At 67.0% G+C, this 19,061-nt stretch carries 20 protein-coding genes and 1 tRNA gene; 14 read left to right on the top strand and 7 right to left on the bottom strand.

Annotated elements, in window-relative coordinates:
- Nucleotides 1-17: 17 nt before the first annotated feature.
- The 10 genes from atzF to Q9R26_RS16450 all read left to right on the top strand — a co-directional run bounded on the left by atzF (nt 18) and on the right by Q9R26_RS16450 (nt 7,772).
- On the top strand, nt 18-1,772 hold the full coding sequence (gene atzF, locus Q9R26_RS16495) for an allophanate hydrolase (RefSeq protein ID WP_311227923.1): 1,755 nt from the start codon (nt 18-20) through the stop codon (nt 1,770-1,772).
- A gap of 26 nt (nt 1,773-1,798) precedes the next feature.
- A complete protein-coding gene (locus tag Q9R26_RS16490) occupies nt 1,799-2,491 on the top strand; it encodes a TetR/AcrR family transcriptional regulator (protein ID WP_111233199.1) in 693 nt (230 codons plus the stop codon).
- 30 nt (nt 2,492-2,521) lie between these two features.
- Nucleotides 2,522-3,115, top strand: coding sequence for a biotin transporter BioY (locus Q9R26_RS16485; RefSeq protein WP_311227922.1), 594 nt, complete (start codon nt 2,522-2,524; stop codon nt 3,113-3,115).
- 85 nt (nt 3,116-3,200) lie between these two features.
- On the top strand, nt 3,201-3,761 hold the full coding sequence (locus tag Q9R26_RS16480; RefSeq protein WP_311227921.1) for a hypothetical protein: 561 nt from the start codon (nt 3,201-3,203) through the stop codon (nt 3,759-3,761).
- Nucleotides 3,758-4,288 carry a DUF6611 family protein gene (locus Q9R26_RS16475; RefSeq protein ID WP_182064292.1) on the top strand — a complete coding sequence of 177 codons (531 nt, stop codon included), beginning with the start codon at nt 3,758-3,760 and terminating at the stop codon, nt 4,286-4,288. Before Q9R26_RS16480 ends, Q9R26_RS16475 begins: the two co-directional genes overlap by 4 nt.
- Nucleotides 4,289-4,337: 49 nt before the next feature.
- Nucleotides 4,338-4,679, top strand: coding sequence for a hypothetical protein (locus tag Q9R26_RS16470; RefSeq protein WP_182064291.1), 342 nt, complete (start codon nt 4,338-4,340; stop codon nt 4,677-4,679).
- Nucleotides 4,680-4,782: 103 nt separating this feature from the next.
- The gene (locus Q9R26_RS16465; protein WP_259578444.1) at nt 4,783-5,403 is read left to right on the top strand and encodes a TetR/AcrR family transcriptional regulator; all 621 of its coding nucleotides are present in this window, start codon (nt 4,783-4,785) and stop codon (nt 5,401-5,403) included.
- A gap of 26 nt (nt 5,404-5,429) precedes the next feature.
- Nucleotides 5,430-6,143 (top strand): NAD(P)-binding domain-containing protein, encoded by a 714-nt coding sequence (locus Q9R26_RS16460; RefSeq protein WP_311227920.1) that lies wholly within the window; start codon nt 5,430-5,432, stop codon nt 6,141-6,143.
- A 144-nt stretch (nt 6,144-6,287) separates the two neighbouring features.
- The gene (locus Q9R26_RS16455) at nt 6,288-6,812 is read left to right on the top strand and encodes a hypothetical protein (protein ID WP_311227919.1); all 525 of its coding nucleotides are present in this window, start codon (nt 6,288-6,290) and stop codon (nt 6,810-6,812) included.
- Nucleotides 6,813-7,085: 273 nt separating this feature from the next.
- Nucleotides 7,086-7,772, top strand: a complete 687-nt coding sequence (locus Q9R26_RS16450) for a hypothetical protein (protein WP_311227918.1) — start codon at nt 7,086-7,088, stop codon at nt 7,770-7,772.
- Nucleotides 7,773-7,822: 50 nt separating this feature from the next.
- On the opposite strand, the gene Q9R26_RS16445 is transcribed toward Q9R26_RS16450, so the two are convergent.
- The 5 genes from Q9R26_RS16445 to Q9R26_RS16425 form a co-directional block, all read right to left on the bottom strand.
- Nucleotides 7,823-8,515, bottom strand: a complete 693-nt coding sequence (locus Q9R26_RS16445; protein WP_311227917.1) for a hypothetical protein — start codon at nt 8,513-8,515, stop codon at nt 7,823-7,825.
- A complete protein-coding gene (locus Q9R26_RS16440; RefSeq protein ID WP_214524432.1) occupies nt 8,505-9,290 on the bottom strand; it encodes a hypothetical protein in 786 nt (261 codons plus the stop codon). The genes Q9R26_RS16445 and Q9R26_RS16440 overlap by 11 nt, the downstream gene beginning before the upstream one ends.
- 910 nt (nt 9,291-10,200) lie before the next feature.
- Nucleotides 10,201-11,982 (bottom strand): serine/threonine-protein kinase, encoded by a 1,782-nt coding sequence (locus Q9R26_RS16435; protein WP_311227916.1) that lies wholly within the window; start codon nt 11,980-11,982, stop codon nt 10,201-10,203.
- A 135-nt stretch (nt 11,983-12,117) separates the two neighbouring features.
- Nucleotides 12,118-12,789, bottom strand: a complete 672-nt coding sequence (locus Q9R26_RS16430) for a hypothetical protein (protein WP_311227915.1) — start codon at nt 12,787-12,789, stop codon at nt 12,118-12,120.
- Nucleotides 12,782-13,732: a hypothetical protein gene (locus Q9R26_RS16425; RefSeq protein WP_311227914.1), complete on the bottom strand. Its 951-nt coding sequence runs from the start codon at nt 13,730-13,732 to the stop codon at nt 12,782-12,784. The genes Q9R26_RS16430 and Q9R26_RS16425 overlap by 8 nt, the downstream gene beginning before the upstream one ends.
- A gap of 70 nt (nt 13,733-13,802) precedes the next feature.
- Here Q9R26_RS16425 and Q9R26_RS18655 point away from each other — a divergent pair, with 70 nt between their 5' ends.
- Both Q9R26_RS18655 and Q9R26_RS16420 read left to right on the top strand, forming a co-directional pair.
- Nucleotides 13,803-14,246: a DUF3892 domain-containing protein gene (locus tag Q9R26_RS18655; protein ID WP_396136839.1), complete on the top strand. Its 444-nt coding sequence runs from the start codon at nt 13,803-13,805 to the stop codon at nt 14,244-14,246.
- A complete protein-coding gene (locus tag Q9R26_RS16420; RefSeq protein ID WP_311227913.1) occupies nt 14,243-14,500 on the top strand; it encodes a hypothetical protein in 258 nt (85 codons plus the stop codon). Before Q9R26_RS18655 ends, Q9R26_RS16420 begins: the two co-directional genes overlap by 4 nt.
- A gap of 40 nt (nt 14,501-14,540) precedes the next feature.
- Here Q9R26_RS16420 and Q9R26_RS16415 read toward each other — a convergent pair whose 3' ends face one another.
- Nucleotides 14,541-15,377: a hypothetical protein gene (locus Q9R26_RS16415; RefSeq protein WP_311227912.1), complete on the bottom strand. Its 837-nt coding sequence runs from the start codon at nt 15,375-15,377 to the stop codon at nt 14,541-14,543.
- A gap of 265 nt (nt 15,378-15,642) precedes the next feature.
- Between Q9R26_RS16415 and Q9R26_RS16410 the strand changes: the two genes are divergently transcribed.
- Nucleotides 15,643-16,788 (top strand): DUF4062 domain-containing protein, encoded by a 1,146-nt coding sequence (locus Q9R26_RS16410; protein ID WP_311227911.1) that lies wholly within the window; start codon nt 15,643-15,645, stop codon nt 16,786-16,788.
- A gap of 1,022 nt (nt 16,789-17,810) precedes the next feature.
- On the opposite strand, the gene Q9R26_RS16405 is transcribed toward Q9R26_RS16410, so the two are convergent.
- A tRNA-Ser gene (locus tag Q9R26_RS16405) sits at nt 17,811-17,900 on the bottom strand.
- A gap of 143 nt (nt 17,901-18,043) precedes the next feature.
- Here Q9R26_RS16405 and Q9R26_RS16400 point away from each other — a divergent pair.
- Nucleotides 18,044-19,051 carry an SGNH/GDSL hydrolase family protein gene (locus Q9R26_RS16400; protein WP_182064280.1) on the top strand — a complete coding sequence of 336 codons (1,008 nt, stop codon included), beginning with the start codon at nt 18,044-18,046 and terminating at the stop codon, nt 19,049-19,051.
- Nucleotides 19,052-19,061: the final 10 nt, after the last annotated feature.

Raw genomic sequence — 19,061 nt, 5'->3', positions numbered from 1 at the left:
GCGGGAGCGTGAGCGGCGTGGCGAGCACCGTGGCGAGCGCCGCCGCCGCCACCGCGGCCGCCACGACGTCCGCCGCGACCCGCGTCCGCGACGCCTTCGCCCGCATCGACGCCGTCGACCGCCCGGAGGTCTGGATCACCCTGCGCGACCGTGCCGACGTGCTGGCCGAGGCCGAAGCCGTCGACCCGACGCTGCCCCTGGCCGGCCTGCTGTTCGCCGTGAAGGACAACATCGACGTCGCCGGCCTGCCCACCACCGCAGCCGCCCGCTCCTACGCCCACGACCCCGCCACCGACGCCACCGCCGTCGCCCGGCTCCGCGCCGCCGGCGCCGTCGTCGTCGGCAAGACGAACCTCGACCAGTTCGCCACCGGCCTGGTCGGCACCCGCTCGCCCTTCGGGGCGGTCCGGAACGCCTGGGACCCGACGCGGATCTCCGGCGGCTCGTCGAGCGGTTCCGCCACGGCGGTCGCCCTGGGCATCGTCGACTTCGCACTCGGCACCGACACCGCCGGTTCCGGCCGGGTGCCCGCCGCGCTCGGCAACCTGGTCGGGGTGAAGCCGACGAAGGGGCTCGTGCCGAACACCGGGGTCGTCCCCGCCTGTCGCTCGCAGGACTGCGTCACGGTGTTCGCCCGGTCGCTCGATCTGGCGCGCACGGCGGCGGAGCTGATGGCCGGTCCGGACGGCGTCGACCCGCTCGCGCGGCCCGACCTCGCCCTCGCCGACCTGCCCGCCGTCCCGCGCATCGCGGTGCCGCTGCCGTCGCAGCTCGAGGGGCTCGCGCCCGGCTGGGCCGAGGCGTTCGCCGCTGCCGTCGACCGGTTCCGTGCGCTCGGACACCAGGTGGTCGAGGTCGACATCGCACCCCTGCTCGACGCCGCGTCGCTGCTCTACGACGGCGCGTTCGTCGCGGAGCGGTACGCAGCAGTGGGCGCCCACATCGAGGCCCACCACGACGAGGTCGGTGCCGACCTCGACCCGTCGGTCGCCGCGATCGTGCTCGGTGGCGCACGACCGACCGCCGCGGAGCTCTTCGCCGACCAGGAACGGCTCGACGCGTTCGGGGCAGCGGGTCGCGCAGCACTCGAGGGCACCACGGCACTGCTCACGCCGACGACGACGTGGCACCCGACGCTCGAGCAGGTCGCGGCCGACCCGATCGGCGCGAACAGCCGGATGGGTCGGTACACGAACTTCGCCAACCTGCTCGACATGGCGTCGCTCGCCGTGCCCGCCGGCTTCGTCGACGGCCTGCCGTTCGGCGTGATGCTCACCGGCCCGGCGTTCACCGACCGGCGCCTGGCGGCGTTGGCGGCGGCGTTCGCCGCCCCGACCGTCGACCTGCTGGTCGTCGGGGCGCACCTGCGCGGTCAGCCGCTGAACGGGCAGCTGGTCGCGTCCGGCGGATCGTTCGTCCGGGAGGCCCGCACCGCGTCCGACTACCGGCTGTACGCCCTCGACACGGTGCCGCCCAAGCCCGGGTTGGTCCGCGTGGGTCCGGTCGCGTCCGGCGCTGCTGCGCCGGGTTCGGGGTCGGACTCGGGTTCGGGCTCGGGTTCGGGCTCGGGCATCGTCGGGGAGGTCTGGCGCCTGCCCGCCGCCGGCTTCGGCACCTTCGTCGCGGCTCTGCCGGCACCGATGGCGATCGGCACCGTGTCGCTCGACGACGGCACCGAGGTCACCGGGTTCCTGGTCGAGCCGTTCGCGGTCCAGGGGGCCGAGGACATCACCCACCACGGCGGTTGGCGCGCGTACCGGGAGCAGTCGTGACGGACACCGGCTGTCAGGATGGGGGCATGTCCCCCGACGACCGGCCCGTGCGCCCCGGCCGACCGCGGGTCGTGCCGAACGCCGACTCCGCGCTGAGCCCGCGCGACCAGATCCTCGACGCCGCCGCCGCGCTGTTCGTCGAGAACGGCATCAGCGCGACCTCGACCCGGGCGATCGCCGAACGGGTCGGGATCCGGCAGGCCTCGCTGTACTACCACTTCGCCGGCAAGGACGACATGCTCGTCGAGCTGCTCACGACCTCGGTGCGCCCGAGCCTCGAGCTGGTCCGCGGCCTCGAGCAGCTCGTGCCGGAGTCGGCCTCGGCAGCCGGTGCCCTCGCCGCGCTGGTCGTCGCCGACGTGGACACCCTCGCCCGCACGCCGCACAACATCGGCACGTTGTACCTGCTGCCCGAGGTGCAGGGCGAGCGCTACGACGGGTTCCGGGCCGAGCGCGTCGAACTGCAGGAGGCCTACGGGCGCCTCGGCTCGCGCGCTGCCACCCCGGACGTCGCCGCCGGGGTCTCGCCGTCGCGCCTCGGTGCCGTGCTCATCCAGATCACCGAGACCGTCATCCAGCTCCGACGGTCCGGCCCCGTGCAGGACGCCGACCGCGACGCCCTCGTCGCGACCTGCCTGCGCGCCTGCGGCCTCGACACCGCCGCCGTGGCCGAGGCCCGACGCGACGCCGAGTCCCTGCTGGCCGCCGTCGCGGTCTGACCCTCCCTCTCCCCTCTGCAAGGAGTCACCATGACCACGATCACCCCCGCCGCACACCGTCCGCTCGCCGACGCACTGCTCCCCCGCACCGCCGTCGTCAGCACCGCCCTGGTCCTCGGCGGCGCACTGCTGACCGCCGGTGCCGCGCAGGTGTCCGTGCCGATCTGGCCCGTCCCGATCACCGGGCAGACCCTGGCCGTGCTGCTCGTCGGCAGCGCCCTCGGTGCCCGTCGCGGTGCCCTGTCGATGCTCGTCTACGCACTGCTCGGTGTCGTCGGGCTGCCGGTCTTCGCGGACGGTTCGGCCGGGGTCGGCGTGCTCGTCGGCCCCTCGGGCGGGTACATCGTCGGCTTCGTCGCCGCCGCGGCCCTGGTCGGCTGGGTCGCCGAACGCTTCGGCGACCGCCCGCTGCGGAACGCGCTGCTGTCCTTCGCCCTCGGCACCGTCGTCACCTTCGTCGCCGGGATGGCCTGGCTCGCGGTGGCACTCGGCCTCGACCTGCAGCAGACCCTGCACTACGGGCTGTACCCGTTCGTCCTCGGTGGTGTGGTGAAGACCCTGATCGGTGCCGGCGTGATCTCCCTCGGGTGGACCGCGGCACTCCGCTCGGCCACTCGCCGGTGAGCGCTCCGTCAGGACTCCGCCGTCGGCCGTAGGGGTTCCGTCAGGAGGCCTTCCGCGCCGTTCGAGCCCGCGAGAGCGTGTGGTCGTGACACTGACTGCGATCATGCCGACGCTCCGCGCGTCGCTCCCCGATCCGATGGACCCGTTCCTCTGGCCGGCACACACCGTCGCGACCACCGACGACCTGCTGGTCTCGGCGATCTCGATGGTCCGGCTCGCCGACCTCACCGGCACCCCGACCGTGCACACCGCCGAGCAGTCCCCGCCCCGGTACCGCCCGCGCGGCTGGGCACCTCGCGACGTGAGCGTCGCCGTCGCGGCGGTCACCCGTGTGCGGCGACCGCGCACCGGGGTGGTGCTCCTGGAACTCGACGCGGTCCTGCCGACCTGCGCCGTGCTCGACCAGGTGCGCCTGATCGGACGCCGGAGCACCGCTCCCCTCTCCCCGATGTACGTCGTCACCCGCTGTGACGGTCGGGCCGACGGTCCGTTCCACCGCCTCCCGGCTCCGTTGCCCGCCGACGTCCGCGAAGGCGACCTGGTCTGCTTCCCGTGCCTGGCGACCGTCCGGCACCGCGACGTCGTCGAGCCGGTCCGGGCGGAACTCGCGCCGGTGCGCGCGGAACCCGCCCCGGTCGATCGATGACCACGGCGCTGCCGGTCCGCACCCGGCTGCTCGACGGCACCCACCTGTGGGGCCGGTACACGGTCCGGCCCGTCGGGCGGACCCTGTGGAGCTCGCGGACCCTCGTCGTGTTCCCGCCCGGCGCGAACGCCGGCGAGCGCCTGCTGCTGCGTGCCTGGCACGTCTGGCCGGCCGTCGGGGCGGTCGTCGCCCTCGCCGCACTGGTGCTCGCCGTCTCGGTCCCCGCCGTCGGCACGACCACCGCGCTGCTCGTCTACGGCGGCGGCTTCGCGGTCCTCGCCCGCGCCACCCGCGCGCTGCGACCACGGGTGCGGTCCGTCACCGTGACGACGTTCCTGGGCGACGGCCGCCGCGAGGTCCACGGCGACGAGCGGCTGCTCACCGGCTCCCTGGACGCACTGTCGATCCTGGAGCAGGCGCTCCGAGCCGACCGCATCCGGCCCGTCGACTTCGAGCTGATCTGGGGCGACGTGTGGAACGCCCTGGAGTCCCCGGAACCGGACCACCGCGCACAGCGGTCATCCTGAAGCCGGTTCCCGCGCCGCGCGTTTGGATGGGCCCGGGAAGGAGTCCGCGATGAAGCACATCCACTACGACGCCACCACGATCCTGGTCGGTGACGACGTCGCCGACGCCGTGATCGAGTACGCCGCGGCCCTCGCCGGGGGTGACCGGGCCGACACCGTGGAGGTGCCGGCCGTCGCCGACGACGGGACGATGACCACCACGAAGATCCTGATCGGACCCGCGAGCGAGATCGTCATCGAGGACGCGGACGAGGACGAGCTGGAGCTCGACGACGGGGACTTCGTCGCGCGGCTGCGGGCGGCTGCCAAGACCTTCGGGCACAGCGAGCCGATCCACGCGAACTCGCGGGACGACCTGGCGGACGCGGCGGAGGCTGCCGAGGAGCACTGACGCCTGGGCGTCGCGCTGCAGGGTGGAAACGGAGACTGTCTCCTGTACTGTGGTGACCCCGGAGAGCTTCTCCGGTTCCTGAGCCGCAGCCTGGAGGCCCGCCGTGCCCGAGCAGACCGCCCCCGCCGGGCGCGCGCCGCGTTCACTGCACTCCCCGCGTCCCGCGCGCGCCGACGCGCTGCGGAACCGGGACCACATCCTGCGGGTCGCCGAGCGCGCGTTCGCCGAACACGGCGTGACCGGCTCGCTCGACGCGATCGCCAAGCAGGCCGGCGTCGGCGCCGGCACCCTGTACCGACACTTCCCCACACGTGAGGCCCTGCTCGCCGAGCTCCTCGCCGCGCGCGACGAACACCTGGTGGCCCGTCGCGAAGCGCTGCGCGTTGGCTCCGCGGACACCGGCGACGCCCTGCACGGCTGGCTCGACGCGGTCACCGAGTGGGCCGGCACATTCGACGGGCTGCCCGAACCACTCCGCGCCGCCGCCTCGTCCGACTCGTCGCCGCTCGCCCTGACGTGCCAGGGGTTCATCACCACCACGGACGAGTTCCTCCGCGCCGCCCAGCGTTCCGGCCGTGCGCGCGCCGACGTCCGCGCGCGGGACCTGTTCCTCGCCGCGTTGGCGACCAGCTGGGTCCGGGGTGCCGCGCTGGCCGACGACTCGTCGTACGCCGCGCTCTCCGCCCTGTCGCGGCGCGGCTGGGAAGCCCCGATCCTCCCTTGACATCCACCTCTCTGGAAGGGCACCACATGAACCGCATCGGCATCATCGGCAGCGGCGCCATCGGCACCGCGATCGCACGCCTGGCCGTCGCCGCCGACCTCGACGTCCTCATCGCGAACTCGCGCGGCCCCGAGTCGTTGCAGGACCTCGTCGCCGAGCTCGGCCCGCGGGCACAGGCCGGCACCGTGCGCCAGGCCGTCGAGTTCGGCGACGTGCCCGTCCTCGCGATCCCGCTCACCGCCTACCCGGCACTCGCCCCCGACCTCGACGCCTTCGCCGGGCGGACCGTGCTGTCGACGGGCAACTACTACCCCGGCCGCGACAGCCGGATCGAGCAGCTCGACAGCCTCGCGACGACCACGGCGGAGTACGAGCAGACGCTCCTGCCCGGCACGCGGATCGTCAAGGCGTTCAACAACATCGTCGCGCACCACATCCCGAACCTCGCCGGCTCCACGCCCCGCACGGCGCTGCCGATCGCGGGCGACGACGAGCAGGCCAAGGCTGTGGTCGCCGAGCTCGTGCAGCTGCTCGGGTTCGACACCGTGGACGCCGGGACCCTGGCCGAGTCGTGGCGCTTCGAGCCGGAGTCCGGGGCGTACACGGGGATCTACGCGGCGAGTGCCGAGGGGTTCGCGGCGGACTACCTGGCGGATCCGGGAGCGCCGTTGCCCGCGGAGCGGCTGCGGGACATACTGGCGGTGTCGCACCGGGCGGATGTGGCGAACCGGCAGTTCTGACGATCGCAACTCTTTGGGGGACCCTTGCGACGACGAGACCATCAGCTCCTCACTGCAGCGGCGGGCGTGGTCTGCCTCGCCGTGGTCACCGGGTTGTCCGCATGTGCCGCGCCTGGGGGTGCCTCTGGGCCGCAGCCCGATGCGATGAGCGCAGCGCGGGCGGAGACCATCCTCGACGCGAGCGCCGACCAGGCATGGCAGCTGGTCGAGTCTCGCCATCCAGGGATCGAGCGGCCGGCAGTCGGCCGCGTCCGGACCGTCTCGCACGCCGACTGGGCCCCGACGCAGGAACGGTGCATGACCGCGGCGGGGTTCCCGCAGGCGAAGGCGATGCCCGACGCGAGCCTTTCCTCCGGACAGGTGCCGGAGGCGCAGTCCGAGCCGTTCGCGGTCGCTGAGTACACGTGCGGGGCCGAGTACCCCATGGCCGCGAAGTACCAGACAGCCTTCAACGAGTCACAGCTGGAGTGGCTCTACCGCTACTCCACGGGCGAGCTCACGAAGTGCCTGCAGGACCACCGCATCCCGGTGGAGCATGGCCCGAGCGAGCAGGAGTTCGTCGACAGCGACGGGGCGTGGTCGCCGTACCGGTCGGTCGATCTGCCGCAGTCCCGGTACTACGAGCTCGTCACCGCCTGCCCGGAGATCCCGGACTCGATCTACGGCTGAGCGACTCGGGAACGAACGGCGTTGAAGAACGAGAAGAGCCCCGGTCGGAACCGGGGGCTCTTCGTCGCGTTGCTGGGAAGCCGTTTCACGGTTCTCAAAAATGCCGCGTACTGGCGCAAATGGGTGGGACACTAATGCGTCATACCTTCCTCCGACCGCTTCCGCGTTGTCGTCTGAGGTTCTCACGCGCGCACCGCTCTCGGTCCGCCGCGTGTGTCGGAGGGGCCGGGCAGGATGTCCAGATGCGACCCTTCCCCCAAATAGATCTGCCCCTTGCCGGAACGCAGCCAGTTGAACGCAATGCCTGACGGAGCGACCCTTACCTCGACCGCAATCGGCGTGCTGGGCGTGATCGGAGGACTGGTCAGCACGGTCACCTCCGTCCGAGCCTCCGGAGCGCGACGCCACGTCGAACGGGCGGACGGAGCATCGACCCTACTGGCAAGTATTGATGCACTGCCATCAGCTCATTCCGCTGGCTCTCGTTTCGTCACCGCCGATGACGATGACGAGTTGCGCAGTGAACTGAGTCGAATCGTCCGCGAGAACGCGGCGGCGTACGTGCAACAGAACCCGGCTCCCGTCGGCATCGACTTCGCCCGTGTCACCGTTCCCGCATACTTCGTCCTCTTCACAGCCTTCGGTGCCATGGGTCTGATCGGTGCTCACGAAGCGGATGATGAACCGGACAAGTTTGCACTCCGGATCATGGGTGGCGCATCGCTGCTGCTTGCCCTTGGTCTCGTCGCAGTGACCGCACTGCTCGTCGACCGGATGGTAAAACGTAATCGCGTGCGTCGCCTCGCTGGCACCCCTGGGCGGGAGCACTACTTCGGCTCCTTGGCCGAGGTGTGGGAAATTGGTTCGGGGATGTGGCGAAACCGGCGTGCTCGACGACGACACAACACTCTCGACGACGTCTCACCGACGGCACGACGACAAGACCTTCGTCAGCAGTAGCGAGAACCAACGCGTTCGCTAGACCAGATCGTCGAGGCGTGTCCCCACTCTCAGGAACCGCTCTCGCAAACAGGCGGCGCCATTTCCACACCTGCTCGCCGATGCGCGATTTCCACGACGGCACGCCGGCGTTCGGTTCGCCACTTCTCACGAGCCTCGAGATCGCTATCTGGCGGCATTAGTCCTTCCAAAGCCGCCGGAGGGCACGGCGCAACCGACGAGACTCCGTCCCAATACCGAAGTTCATCTGCAGCTTGTTCCAAGGCATCAACCGTGTCGGCGAGAAGCGCACGCACCGCGTATCCGACGGATTCCGCCGGTAGAAGCTTCAAATCTGCTTTCGCACCGTTTGCCACACGCCAAAGAGTCGTCAGTTCAGTCAGTCGGCGGCGTATCGGATGAGCGTCAAAACCGATACGAAGCGACAATCCGTGGCGCCGAATCTCCTCGGTGAGTTCAGCGAACGGCGGCCGTCGATGATTGAGCAGATACTGCCCAAGCATTTCGGAACTACCGTGAAGCGTGGGCCCGACACAAGCGATCCGGTCGGCTAGACGTCGCGCGTCCTCTGCCCGAAGGGTGTGTTGCCGAGCCTTGCGGTCATGTCGCAACTGCGTCCGAAAGAGCCATACGGCGCCCATTAAGGACACTGCAGTGGCAAGGAGCTGTCCGAAGACATCGACCGTGGTCGCCGGATCAAGGACCTTCTCGACGAACCCGCTCCACCATGCCTCAGGCGTCATCGTCAACTGCTTCGACTCGCAACTGGTCCGCAATCGTGTGAAGCCGAGCGGCGAGGTATCCGACACGGCGCATCCCGTGATCACTGATCCACGCGTGCAAGTAGACCGCCGGATTAGAGACGTCCCGTTCTCCACCCCTCGACAATGGTTCGTTTCGCGCCCCCTTCAACCCCGGCGACCGGTCGTCTTCAGCCGCGCGCACAGCTCGGTTGAACTCCTCCCGGCTGAGAGCGCTCCCATGAGCGATGACGTTGCGAACCGACTTAGCAAGGATCAGCACACAATGAGCTTCCGGATCCCCCACAACATCATGCACTTTGCGAGCGTAGTCCTGAGATAGATGTTTTGCCGCTTTTTCAGCCCAAGCGTTCGGGTCACTGAACGTGACGTTGTACCCATCGGGATCAATGAGGGAGTCGATCTGCTCAACATTAAGGCGACTAGGGACCGCTGCCACGCCGGGAGATACCGCATTGATGATGTGCTGAATCTCTGGGTTCTTCTTCATAGCCGCGTCAAGAGCATCCTGCTGCAGCTTTATAAACCGTGCCGGTTGCTTTGAGATCGCGGCGATGTGCCAGCGATGCTGAAACAGTTCCCATTCCGTACCTATACGGAAGGCGAGGTCGGTCGTCAACCCCTTCCGAAGAGAGAGGTTCTTCTCCGATCCGCTTTCCCCAACCGCACGGTAGACCTCCTCATAACGGTCCTGCGCGTCGGTAAGCCTGCTCTGGAAGTCTTGGATCACCCGGTCTGGATTCAGCACTTTAGCCACAGCGAGAGACTAGCAATACTCAGGTCTCTGCGAGCCGCAGGCTGCAGGCATCTTCGCGCAGGCCGCCCTGGCCCACTCCCGCCGCCACTCTCCATGCGGACGACCACTTCACTTGTGCCAGGCCGGTGCCCGTCCGACCTCGGCTCCGCCAGCAGCACCGGACCTCCACCCCGAGGTGCACTGCCGTGCGCCCGGAAGCCCGACTGCGATCGTGACGATGCGGACGAACTCGGGCTGATCATGCTGCCGAGGAGGAAGCAGCCATCGTGCGGAGTCGTGCGCTCCGGAGAGTGCACCAAAGGCGCACCACGGTCACTCCCAGAAACAAGAAACCCCCGCGTAAACGGGGGGTTTCTGTGGCGGGTCATTTGCAAGTCTGGATGACCCCTGCTGTTGAGCGGATGCAGGACCCGGTGCGCGGCGTCGCTGACTGAGTTTCCCCTGACCCTGCTCCTAGATTCCCCTTTTCGGAGTAAGCCCTGGTCAGCAAGGCTGTCACCTAAGCACGGAAGGACCGTTCGGCGGCGGCTCGGATCGTCGCGACGCGCTCGGAGACCGCACTCTGGAGGGCATATCCGAGCACCCGAGTGATCCCGGCGGCCTCGTGAGTCCACTGTTGAGCAGGACGAGGCACGGGCTCCGCTCGGCGACGATCTTGTTGGTGACCAGTGACCTGCTTGGCCCTTGCACGGAGCTCATGCCAGCGAACTCCGCGATCTTCACGGTCAGCCTGGACCTCTTCCGATGTGTCTTCCAGTTCAAGCTCTCGCGGGCCTTGGGCCGCTAGTTGCACAGGTCTTCCTCGACCGGGTGAATCTAACCGCTTCAAGAATGATCCAGCGGATACCGGTTCGACCTGCGACTTCCAGTCTCCCGTATGTCATAACGGCCACGATGTGTTAACGACCGGTCAGGGCGCGAGGATTGGGCGAAGCCCCACCACCTTCGCCGCTGTGACTGCGAGATCAAAGCTTTCATCCCAGCGTAGTTCGGTGATGCCTCCGCGAGCGACGGCCGGGCGAAGCAGCTCGAGGACGTCCCCCTCGAAGACGTAGTGTGGGGCCGCAATCTCACGAGAATGCGTGGCGAACCGTTCGTAGTCCACGTCTGATCGGAAGAAAATGGCGTATCGCCCCTCGTCGAGCACGGCGTATGACGCGTTCCAGGCCATTGCCAGTCGGTCAAGCACGTCATCAACGGGTGCGGGGATTGCTTGTTCGTTGAATAGTAGTTCACCGATGCTGCGTCGCTCGCTATCGGCAAGATCACTTGAGCCCCAGTCGATCACGACGTTCAAATCGAACCGGATGTGACGGAGGTCGCCCTCGCTCAGGCTGCCGCCATCAAGGTTGAGGTAGTCGCGGACCCTCTTCGTCAGCCATAAAATCGGAACAGCGACGATGTCCTCTGCCAACGCCCCACGGCTTCCCTCATCGGAGTTCGGCACGAGGGTTGCAATGCGCTCCAGTAGCTCAGCAGCGTGGTAATCCTTGCAGAATCGGAAGTAGTGGGCGCTGCGTCGCGGCAGCCACGACCATCGTGACCCAGGCGGCATAGGGAAGGCGCGGAGAACCTCCTGCAGTGCGGTGATCTGGTCGGATGTGGAGGTCGCGTAGCCGGCAGGCGTGCCTGTAGCGTCAAATTCAGCGGGCGTCTCGTAATCGAACTTGGCTTTGCATAAGTTGAAGATCTCGAACTGTAAGCAGGTATTGAACAGTTCTTCGCTCGCCGAGTAACCAATTTCGCAGTGGTAGTTACTGTTATAGCGGGCGAGCCGTCTCTCGGACGAGCGTTCGAACACTTGCTGCGCGGCAACAATGTCCCGTGCCGCTTGTTCGATAACCTTCTCTGCCTCAGCGGGTAACTCGACTTCGTCGTCGCTGGCCTCTTGGAGGTTGCTGACAACTTCTTCGGTTACGTTGTCGAGCCGTATGAGTTCGAGCCAGTCTTTCGCGGCTCGGATGCCGATGCGACGGTCAGGATCTTGCCGCATCATTTTGTCGACGAGTTCGTCCAGGTCCGTCAATGACGGCTGAACTTGGGTGATACGGTGATAGCCACCCCCTCGCGCGTACTGCTTGGTGAAGGCCTCGTTGACAAGCAGCCCGAGCGCAAAAATGTCAGCGGCAGTGTTGACCTCCCGCGCGTCGCGCCCTTGCATCTGCTCTGGGGCCAGGTAGTTGCGGTTCGCGAGCAGATCGTTCTGCTTTGTCAGGGTCGAGTCTTTGAAGTGGGCAATGCCAAAGTCGGCAAGTGCGAGGTGTCGCGCATTCGGGTCGACGAGAACATTCTCCGGTTTGATGTCGCGGTGCGCGACACCTTCGCCGTGGATATACTCGACGGCGTTGAACAACTGCATAAGGTAGCTGAGGAGAACCGCGGGGTCGCGCTCGGAGTCGATAACGTTACGAAGGGTAGCAGGGAAAAGGTCCATCACACAGTAGTAGTAGCCCCCCTCCTTCGTCGAGGCGTGAATCGTAACGACGTTCGGATGCGCAGCACGCTTTCCGAAGTCGATTTCTCGTTCAAAGCGCATGTTCCGGCTTTTATCGCGCGCTTTGATTTGCTTCATCGCGTACAAGCGTCCATCCGCAGAGGACCGCACCTCGAACACGTGCGAATTGCCGCCATTCTGAAGGTGACGGACGCTGGTGTAGATCACACCATCGATGGACGGAAAATGGGTCGCCATAAGCTCACGCTATCGGAAAGTCCGACATGTCGGGCGTCGGCGAGGGCGCGATCGTCGTCCCGTTCAAGCAGCGGGCAGGGGCGGCCTGACCAGGGTTCTCTGTTGGCCAAGGGCTGCAAGCGCTCGAACGAGTCCTCAGCGTTCGAGCCCAAGGCGTACTTGGCCGAACCAGACACCCGCATCGGCCCCGAGGAGCCCACCTTCACCGAGGCTGAGCACCGCATGAGTCCAGGTGTGGAGCACCGCGGCGACCGCAGATCGCCGTGCGGCGTTGAATATTGTTCCATCGTCTTCCCCGTTGGCGAAATGTCCACGTGCCGCCCCCAATTCGGGAGAAGTGTTGACGATGGTGTTCTCAAAGTCGTTCCACATGTGCATGGGCGACGGGCGGTGCTGTGGTGCGCCTCGGATCTCGTCGAGGTAGGTGAATCGGCGACCCAGCGCATAGCCCTCGAGCATGTCGCGGAGAGTCTGCCAGTGCTCGTTCTGTTGCTGCTGCGCGACAGCGTGTCGCGCAATGCCGGGCACCGGGGTGCGATGCGCGTGCGCCCAGATGGCGTCGTCGATAGCGCCGGTAGCGTGACCCTTAACAGCCACTGGCTCGACCTCCGCCATCGAAAGCGCAGCGAGCTTCAGGAGCTTCTCAACAGCGGCGGAGGCGGACACGAGGAACGGCCAGAGCATGACCATGTCGGCGGTCGGCGCGCGAAGGGCTGCATGGGCGGCGCTCAGCAGGGACGCGACCGCCTCCGTCTCATACGACCAGGCGGCGACGCGGGCACGGCGCGCGTGCGGCGACTCATCCACGGGCGTCTTTCGGGGGTTCGTCGGTGGCGGCGTCCGCGCGGCCTCGGCGGGTTGCTGTTCCGTGGATGGGGAACCCGGCCGCAGCGACATCGGTCCAAGAGACGTTCTCCGAGTCGACCGTCTCGCCGGTAGCGAGGCGAGCCCGGGCGAACACATGGTGGATGACCGCGTCTGCGCCCGCGTATTGGATCCCGTCGGGAAGGGTGGCGATCGTCTTCTCGCTGAGATACCAGTGCATGGCGTCACCGAGAGGTAGTCGGTGCGGGAGAACGGGGTTCATCACGGCGATGTCGTTCCTGCCCAACATGACCATGTCACCCGGTTCGGTCTGACCTGCTGTCACGGTGAGCGCGAAGTGCAGGTCAACTGCCTCGACAGCGATGGGGAGACCGCCGGTGTTGCGGATAGTTGTCACGAGGAGACGTGTCGCATGTTCCAGGACCGGCGAGACGCGCATCTGCGCGATTGCCTGGAAGGGTCCGCCGATTGGCCCTTCGGGGGTGAGTAGCGCCGCTTGGAGCTCGATCGTTGCTTCGCGCTGGGGCTTGGTGTGCTCAACTGCGTCGCGGATGGCGTCGAGAAGTGTGCTTTCGGTGATCGGCAATGGCGGCACCCCTGCCGCCCCCTCGTGGTCGGTCTTCCACGCTCCGAGAACCTCGGCGGGGTAGTCCTCCGGATGTCTGCGGTCGACGACGTTGTGGTGCGGGGTGCAGAGCAGAATCAGGTTCGAGAAGCTTGCTCGTTCCGCGTCGGTCATGCCAGCGTCGTAGCGGGCCGATCCGGGGGACGCTCCGTGAATGTGCGCGATCTGCAGCGCGATCTCGGGCTCCGCCCCGACCATCTCCACAGCCAGCCGGCCGCACTTGGGAAAGTAACACGTTCCACTGCCAAGCGCGAAGAGTCCAGCTCGTGTGCCCGCCGAATACGCTCGTGGATCCGTCATGTTGCAAGCCTAGGCACCATGCTGCGCCTGCTGGCGGGGCCGGGGATAACGCGGACGTCAACGAACGTCGATGGCATGTCAGAGGTGTGACGTACTCTCATCTCCACTGCATCGAGCGATGGCCGCTCAAGCTTCAAAGGAGAAGAGCATGTCGGACGCGCAGATCAAGAACGTCGAGAAGGACCGTGATGGAGACATCACGCACGTGGGAGTCTCCGGAGACTGGAAGTGGACGGTCGCCCAAGTGGTGACGTCGATCGAGTCGGGAACCAACACGTTCTACGTGATGTGCCCGCAACGAGCGAACGTCGTCGTCCGGAGCACGGCCGGCGGGCACGCGTCCCTGAGACGACGGCGGACACCACCACGAAGAACAACCTCGACAACCTCCCGCCGTTCTGATGCCGCGCGTGCATCCCGTTGGTCGGGTCCACCTTCAGGCCCGTTGATCGGTGCCGATAGTAGGAGTTACAGCACTGAAGCCGGTGCCTCGACACTAGGAGCCACATCATGACCGTCCGCCTCGCCCGCATCACCTACGAACGCCACCTCCGCGTCTGGCGCCTCCGCCTCGACCCCGACGCGACCGGCGCCGGCGATAAGGTCGGCGACCTCATCGGGTTCAGCGGGAACATTCACCACCCGGACGACGAACTCAAGGTCACGATGCTGCTCGCTGCCTGGGATGTCCGCCCGGAACCCGGCGGCTGGCGGGACGAGGACGGGACGTGGGTCGTACCGGTGGTTCGGCTCAGTCAAGCGTCCTAAGTTCAGCAGCCTTGCGCCAGGACGGGCGACTCGGGCCGGCTCATCCCTGCCAACGTTCGCTGTCTTCCCACCTGCGGCGGCGCTTCCGTGCCGATCGGGCCTCGGACGTCACCCAGGCTCCGTCGCGTCGACGTTCGTATCCGAGTGCAAGCAGCACCTGCCGAGCGCTTTCGGGCCGAATCCGGAGCAGTTTGGCGAGGTCAGCTGCTTGCCACGTGTCCTCACTGTCGACGAACTGGCGGATTGTCCAGGGCTGGCTTAGGCCGCCGCTCTCGAGCCGCTGGACGGCCGCACGCACTTTCCCAAGCGTGGCTTGCCTGCGCCAGCGCTTACGTCCGAAGGTCCAAGCGCCATAGGCGACTGTGCCGATATCGACCCCGTGGTCGAGCAGGAACGCGCCGAAGTCGAGAACGTGGGAGCCGTCACCTAGCCCCATGGGAGCGATGACGACGAGACGTGTGTTCGACCCGTTTCCGAAGCGGTAGGCGGCACGGTGGAGGTCTCCGACAGTGATGTCGGACGTCAATCCGCCATCAGCGATTACGGAGCCGTCAGCGCGGACGCCGAAGATCAGGCCGTACGCGTCCCAGTTTCGTGTCCACGGGCGGGGTACGTCATCAACTGAGTCCGATCCGGGGAGGACAACTTGCAGAACTTCCGTCCCGCCTGCTTCGTAGTACTGCACAGTCTCGATGGACGGCTCGGTAGAGCGGAGCGCCTCGACGACAGCGTCGTGCACCCGGATGCCGGCGCCGTAGACACGATGTGTCGGCATCGTCGATATTGCCTGTTCCATGGACCAGTCCATCTCCGACGCTCGAGGCGTCGAGAAGACACAGACATCGAGGAACGGGAGGTTATCAGCAGTCTCGTTCACGCTCCTGCCTCCTCGTAGTCGATCGCGCCAAACAGCGCCCGAAGTTCCTGTTCATCGTTGAGCGTCAACGAGGTCCACGTCCGAGCCGCCCGACCTGTTCGAATCGCAGTTCGAATTTTACGTCCTGGTGGACGCTGAACACCTATCACGCGCATGTTCCCACCACTCCTCTATGCGCGTAGCCGGCGAGGCGAGGGACAGCTCCGTATTTACCCGTCTGGTCCGGAACGCTGCGATTGTCAGCACGGCGTGTTCAACTGGTGCCATGGCTTCCCGAGACGCTCTGACCGTCGACCTGCTTGCCGCCGAAGTTCCGCCTGCTTCCGGCGATGTTGCGCAGTGGGCGGCGGAGCAGTCGGTGTTCGTGTCCAGCCTGATCCGCGACATGCCCGACGAACGCGCCGCAGCTCGGGCAGCGATCACGTCGTTCGGCGCGCAGCCAGTGATGTTCGAGGACGAGCTTGGGGCGCAGGATGTGCCGGCGGACGCCGCGTACTTGGACGGCCTCGCCCGGTCGAGTATCTATCTCGGTATCTACGGGCGCCGGTACGGCGTCCCTTTGCCGAGCCGGTACTCGGCGACGCACGAAGAGTTCCAGCATGCCGACGTCGCGAACCTGCGCATGGCCTTGTTCGTCGCGGATCCCTTCGATCACGCAGACGGCCAGCAGTGGGACTTCGTCGCCGGTGTGCGCACCCGCTACACCACCGCGTCGTACGCTGGCTCATCCCAACTGCAGGAGCGGATCGAAAAGCGTCTTCAGACGATCGCCCGTGAGGAACTCACCCCGTGGGTGATCGTCGGGGAGACCGCGTTCCGAGCGACGTCCATCGCGCGCAACGGCAGCGACATCACGGTCCGTGCGACTGTGCGAAGCAGTCGGGTCGCAGAGCTGCTCGACGGCTACGCGGACCGGCGCGACACGATCTCGTTCGCGAGCCCCCACGATTCCGGTTTGATGCGCGTCACAGCAGTCAACACGCACACCACGTCCACGAACAGCCGAGTCGTCGAGATGACGTTGTCCGCATCCCAGTCCGGTGCGAACAGCTCATTCATGTTCGCCACCATGAACGGCGTCTCCGCTGAGGACGCATTCGCGACCGCGTTGCAGGATGCTTTGTGTCACTCCGGACAGTCAACGCCGTTCGGCATGACAACCCTGGACGACCCGCTCGCCGTCCTGCGCGATGCGGGCCTTCCCGATGCGGTCGTCCGATCACTTGCGAAAGTGCTTGTCAGCGAAACGCTTCGCGAGAACAAGATCCCTGGCGGTGCTTCCCGATTCGTCCTCAGCCCGCAGCGGCCAGAGGGGCGACTCCTCGAAGTGTCCTGGTTCCCGCGGAAGCAATACGTCAACGTGCCGGCGCCGGCGGAACGGACGATTAGCGGAGCCGTTCCGGCGATCTAGCCCGGCGGCCGCGGCGGTTCGAGGGCGAACGTCAAACGACTGTTTCCGAGGAGATCCCGGGTAAGGGCCGCGGGTGTGCCGTCACACCCAGTCGGGGTGCCATCCACGGTGTTCAAGTTCGCGGATAAGTAGGTCCGCGAGGGACGATGGCACTGCTGCGACGGCGTGGGTCCGCGTTTCGGTGTCACTTGCGAGTATCGCCGCGTGGTGGCGCAGAAGAGCGTGGTGCAGCTCCGGAGTGCGAAACCACTCCGACCTGGCGTTGCTGTCGGCTGACTCCTGCTGTTGACTGCGGGACCAAGACCTGAGGAGCCATGCGTGACGGATTAGGAGGGTGATACGCGACCAGAGGCTGCAACCGTTGAGGAACTAATCGGCGTCAAGGATTCGTCCTATGTTGAGTTCTGAGATTACGTCGATGCGGCTTCGCCATCCGCGTTCCTCGAGACGTGTTCGCACACGCTTGTAGTGCTTTTGCGCCCAGGGTTCCTGTGCAGTCGTGGGTTCGAGCGCTGTTGCCACGACTGTCGCGTTCATTTCGTTGACGTACGCAGCGATGGTGTCCCAGTAGCTGTCCGGCGCGGCGGCCGGCAGGCTGAGGACATCGACTGTGCGCGCTCGGTTCAGTGTTACGAGCCTGACGAGGGGCATACTGGGGTCCTTCAGCCCAGCGAGATCCAGCGGGTGCGCGGTCACGGTATTCGTCACGTTGCCCGTAGATGCGGCGGACCGGCACGAGACTCAGCTCGCGGGCACGATGAGTGCTGCCATGGCGATCGCGAGGGCGGCTGAGCCGACACCGACAACGTCGATGAGCGTGGGGCCGCGGTGGTCGGGGCAGCGCCCGGAAACGGGCGGTAGCGGCGGCAGAGATGAGGCACACGTCCGCAGATCCGTCGACGAGCGCTGAAACGAGGCGCGCGACAGCCGCCCTGAACTAGAAGAGCCCCCGGCCGAAGCCGGGGGCTCATCCTTTAGGTCAGACCTGCAAACGCTGGAGACCAGACTTGCAATCAACCCATTGGCGGTACCGGTGGGATTTGAACCCACGGTGGAGTTGCCCCCACACATGTTTTCGAGACATGATCCTTCGGCCGCTCGGACACGGTACCGGGAAAGAGTTTACACGATCCGGGAGGTCCGTGATGACACCCCGGGTCGGCTCGCCCTCCACAGGCGGTCACCTGCAGGGCTCTCCCCACACCCACAGGTCCTCCTCGCTTCCGGCAAGACCGGCGGGCGTACCGTCCACGGCATGAGATCCCGCACGCTCATCGCACTCCTCACCTCCGTCATCGGCAGCCTCGGCGTCGTCGGTGCCGCAGCCGTCGGTGCCCGCGCCGGCGTGAAGGGCCAGCGGGCAGCGGCGCAACGCGTCGTCGACATGCTCCCGATCCACGCCGACTGGTGGCGCGAACGCCAGCAGCACGAGGGGCAGCTGCTCTACGTGGCGATCGGTGACTCGGCAGCACAGGGCGTCGGCGCGACCGCACCCGGGCGCGGCTACGTGGGGCTGCTCGCACGGCGCATCCGGCATCGTTCCCACATGTCGGTGCGGGTGGTGAACCTCAGCGTCTCCGGTTCGACCACGTGGGGCGCGAAACGTGATCAGCTGCCGAAGCTCCGGCACTACGCGCCCGACGTCTGCACGGTGTCGATCGGGGCGAACGACATCGCCGACTTCCACCCGGACAAGTTCGAGCGGAACATCCGGGCCATCTACGGAGCGGTCCCCTCGCACGCCGTGGTGGCCGAGCTGCCGTGCATGTTCGTGCCGGACCGTGAGCGCAAGGTGGCGGTGGCGAACGAGATCGTGCACCGGGTGGCCGACGAGTTCGGGCTGACGGTGGCGCCGCTGCACACCATCACGAAGCGCGTCGGGGTCCGCCGGACCTTCTTCAACAGCTACGGCGACCTGTTCCACCCGAACGACCGCGGGTACGAGGTCTGGGCGAGCGCGTTCGAGCCGGCGGTCGACGCCCGGGTCGACACCGTGGCAGCGATCCGGCACTACCTGTCCGTGCGCGAGGCCGAGAACCTCGGTCGCGAAGCCGGGGCGGTGGCGAACGCCCGCGCCGAACAGGACACCGACGGCGCCGAGGCACTCGACCACGCCTCGCGCCAGGGGCCGGGGCCGGTCGAGCGCCTCCGCCACCGCATGACGGGGTCGATCGCGGTGCCCGACGAACGAGACGAGTCAGACGAACCAAGCGGACCGGACGAGCCGGGCGACCACGCCGGTGATGTCGGCCGTACGGCCTAGCCTCAAAGAC

It is taken from the genome of Curtobacterium sp. BRB10, assembly GCF_031844325.1.
Classification (GTDB): domain Bacteria; phylum Actinomycetota; class Actinomycetes; order Actinomycetales; family Microbacteriaceae; genus Curtobacterium; species Curtobacterium poinsettiae_A.
The sequence above is the reverse complement of the archived record's forward strand: the minus strand, read 5'-3'. Positions and strand labels throughout refer to the sequence as shown.

Coding starts and splice junctions, on each gene's coding strand:
- Q9R26_RS16490 (WP_111233199.1), top strand. CDS start 1,799: ATGTCCCCCGACGACCGGCCCGTGCGCCCCGGCCGACCGCGGGTCGTG.
- Q9R26_RS16435 (WP_311227916.1), bottom strand. CDS start 11,982: ATGGCGACCCATTTTCCGTCCATCGATGGTGTGATCTACACCAGCGTC.
- Q9R26_RS16400 (WP_182064280.1), top strand. CDS start 18,044: ATGAGATCCCGCACGCTCATCGCACTCCTCACCTCCGTCATCGGCAGC.
- Q9R26_RS16460 (WP_311227920.1), top strand. CDS start 5,430: ATGAACCGCATCGGCATCATCGGCAGCGGCGCCATCGGCACCGCGATC.
- Q9R26_RS16425 (WP_311227914.1), bottom strand. CDS start 13,732: ATGACGGATCCACGAGCGTATTCGGCGGGCACACGAGCTGGACTCTTC.
- Q9R26_RS16410 (WP_311227911.1), top strand. CDS start 15,643: ATGGCTTCCCGAGACGCTCTGACCGTCGACCTGCTTGCCGCCGAAGTT.
- Q9R26_RS16455 (WP_311227919.1), top strand. CDS start 6,288: ATGAGCGCAGCGCGGGCGGAGACCATCCTCGACGCGAGCGCCGACCAG.
- Q9R26_RS16445 (WP_311227917.1), bottom strand. CDS start 8,515: ATGACGCCTGAGGCATGGTGGAGCGGGTTCGTCGAGAAGGTCCTTGAT.
- Q9R26_RS16485 (WP_311227922.1), top strand. CDS start 2,522: ATGACCACGATCACCCCCGCCGCACACCGTCCGCTCGCCGACGCACTG.
- Q9R26_RS18655 (WP_396136839.1), top strand. CDS start 13,803: ATGGCATGTCAGAGGTGTGACGTACTCTCATCTCCACTGCATCGAGCG.
- Q9R26_RS16420 (WP_311227913.1), top strand. CDS start 14,243: ATGACCGTCCGCCTCGCCCGCATCACCTACGAACGCCACCTCCGCGTC.
- Q9R26_RS16470 (WP_182064291.1), top strand. CDS start 4,338: ATGAAGCACATCCACTACGACGCCACCACGATCCTGGTCGGTGACGAC.
- Q9R26_RS16475 (WP_182064292.1), top strand. CDS start 3,758: ATGACCACGGCGCTGCCGGTCCGCACCCGGCTGCTCGACGGCACCCAC.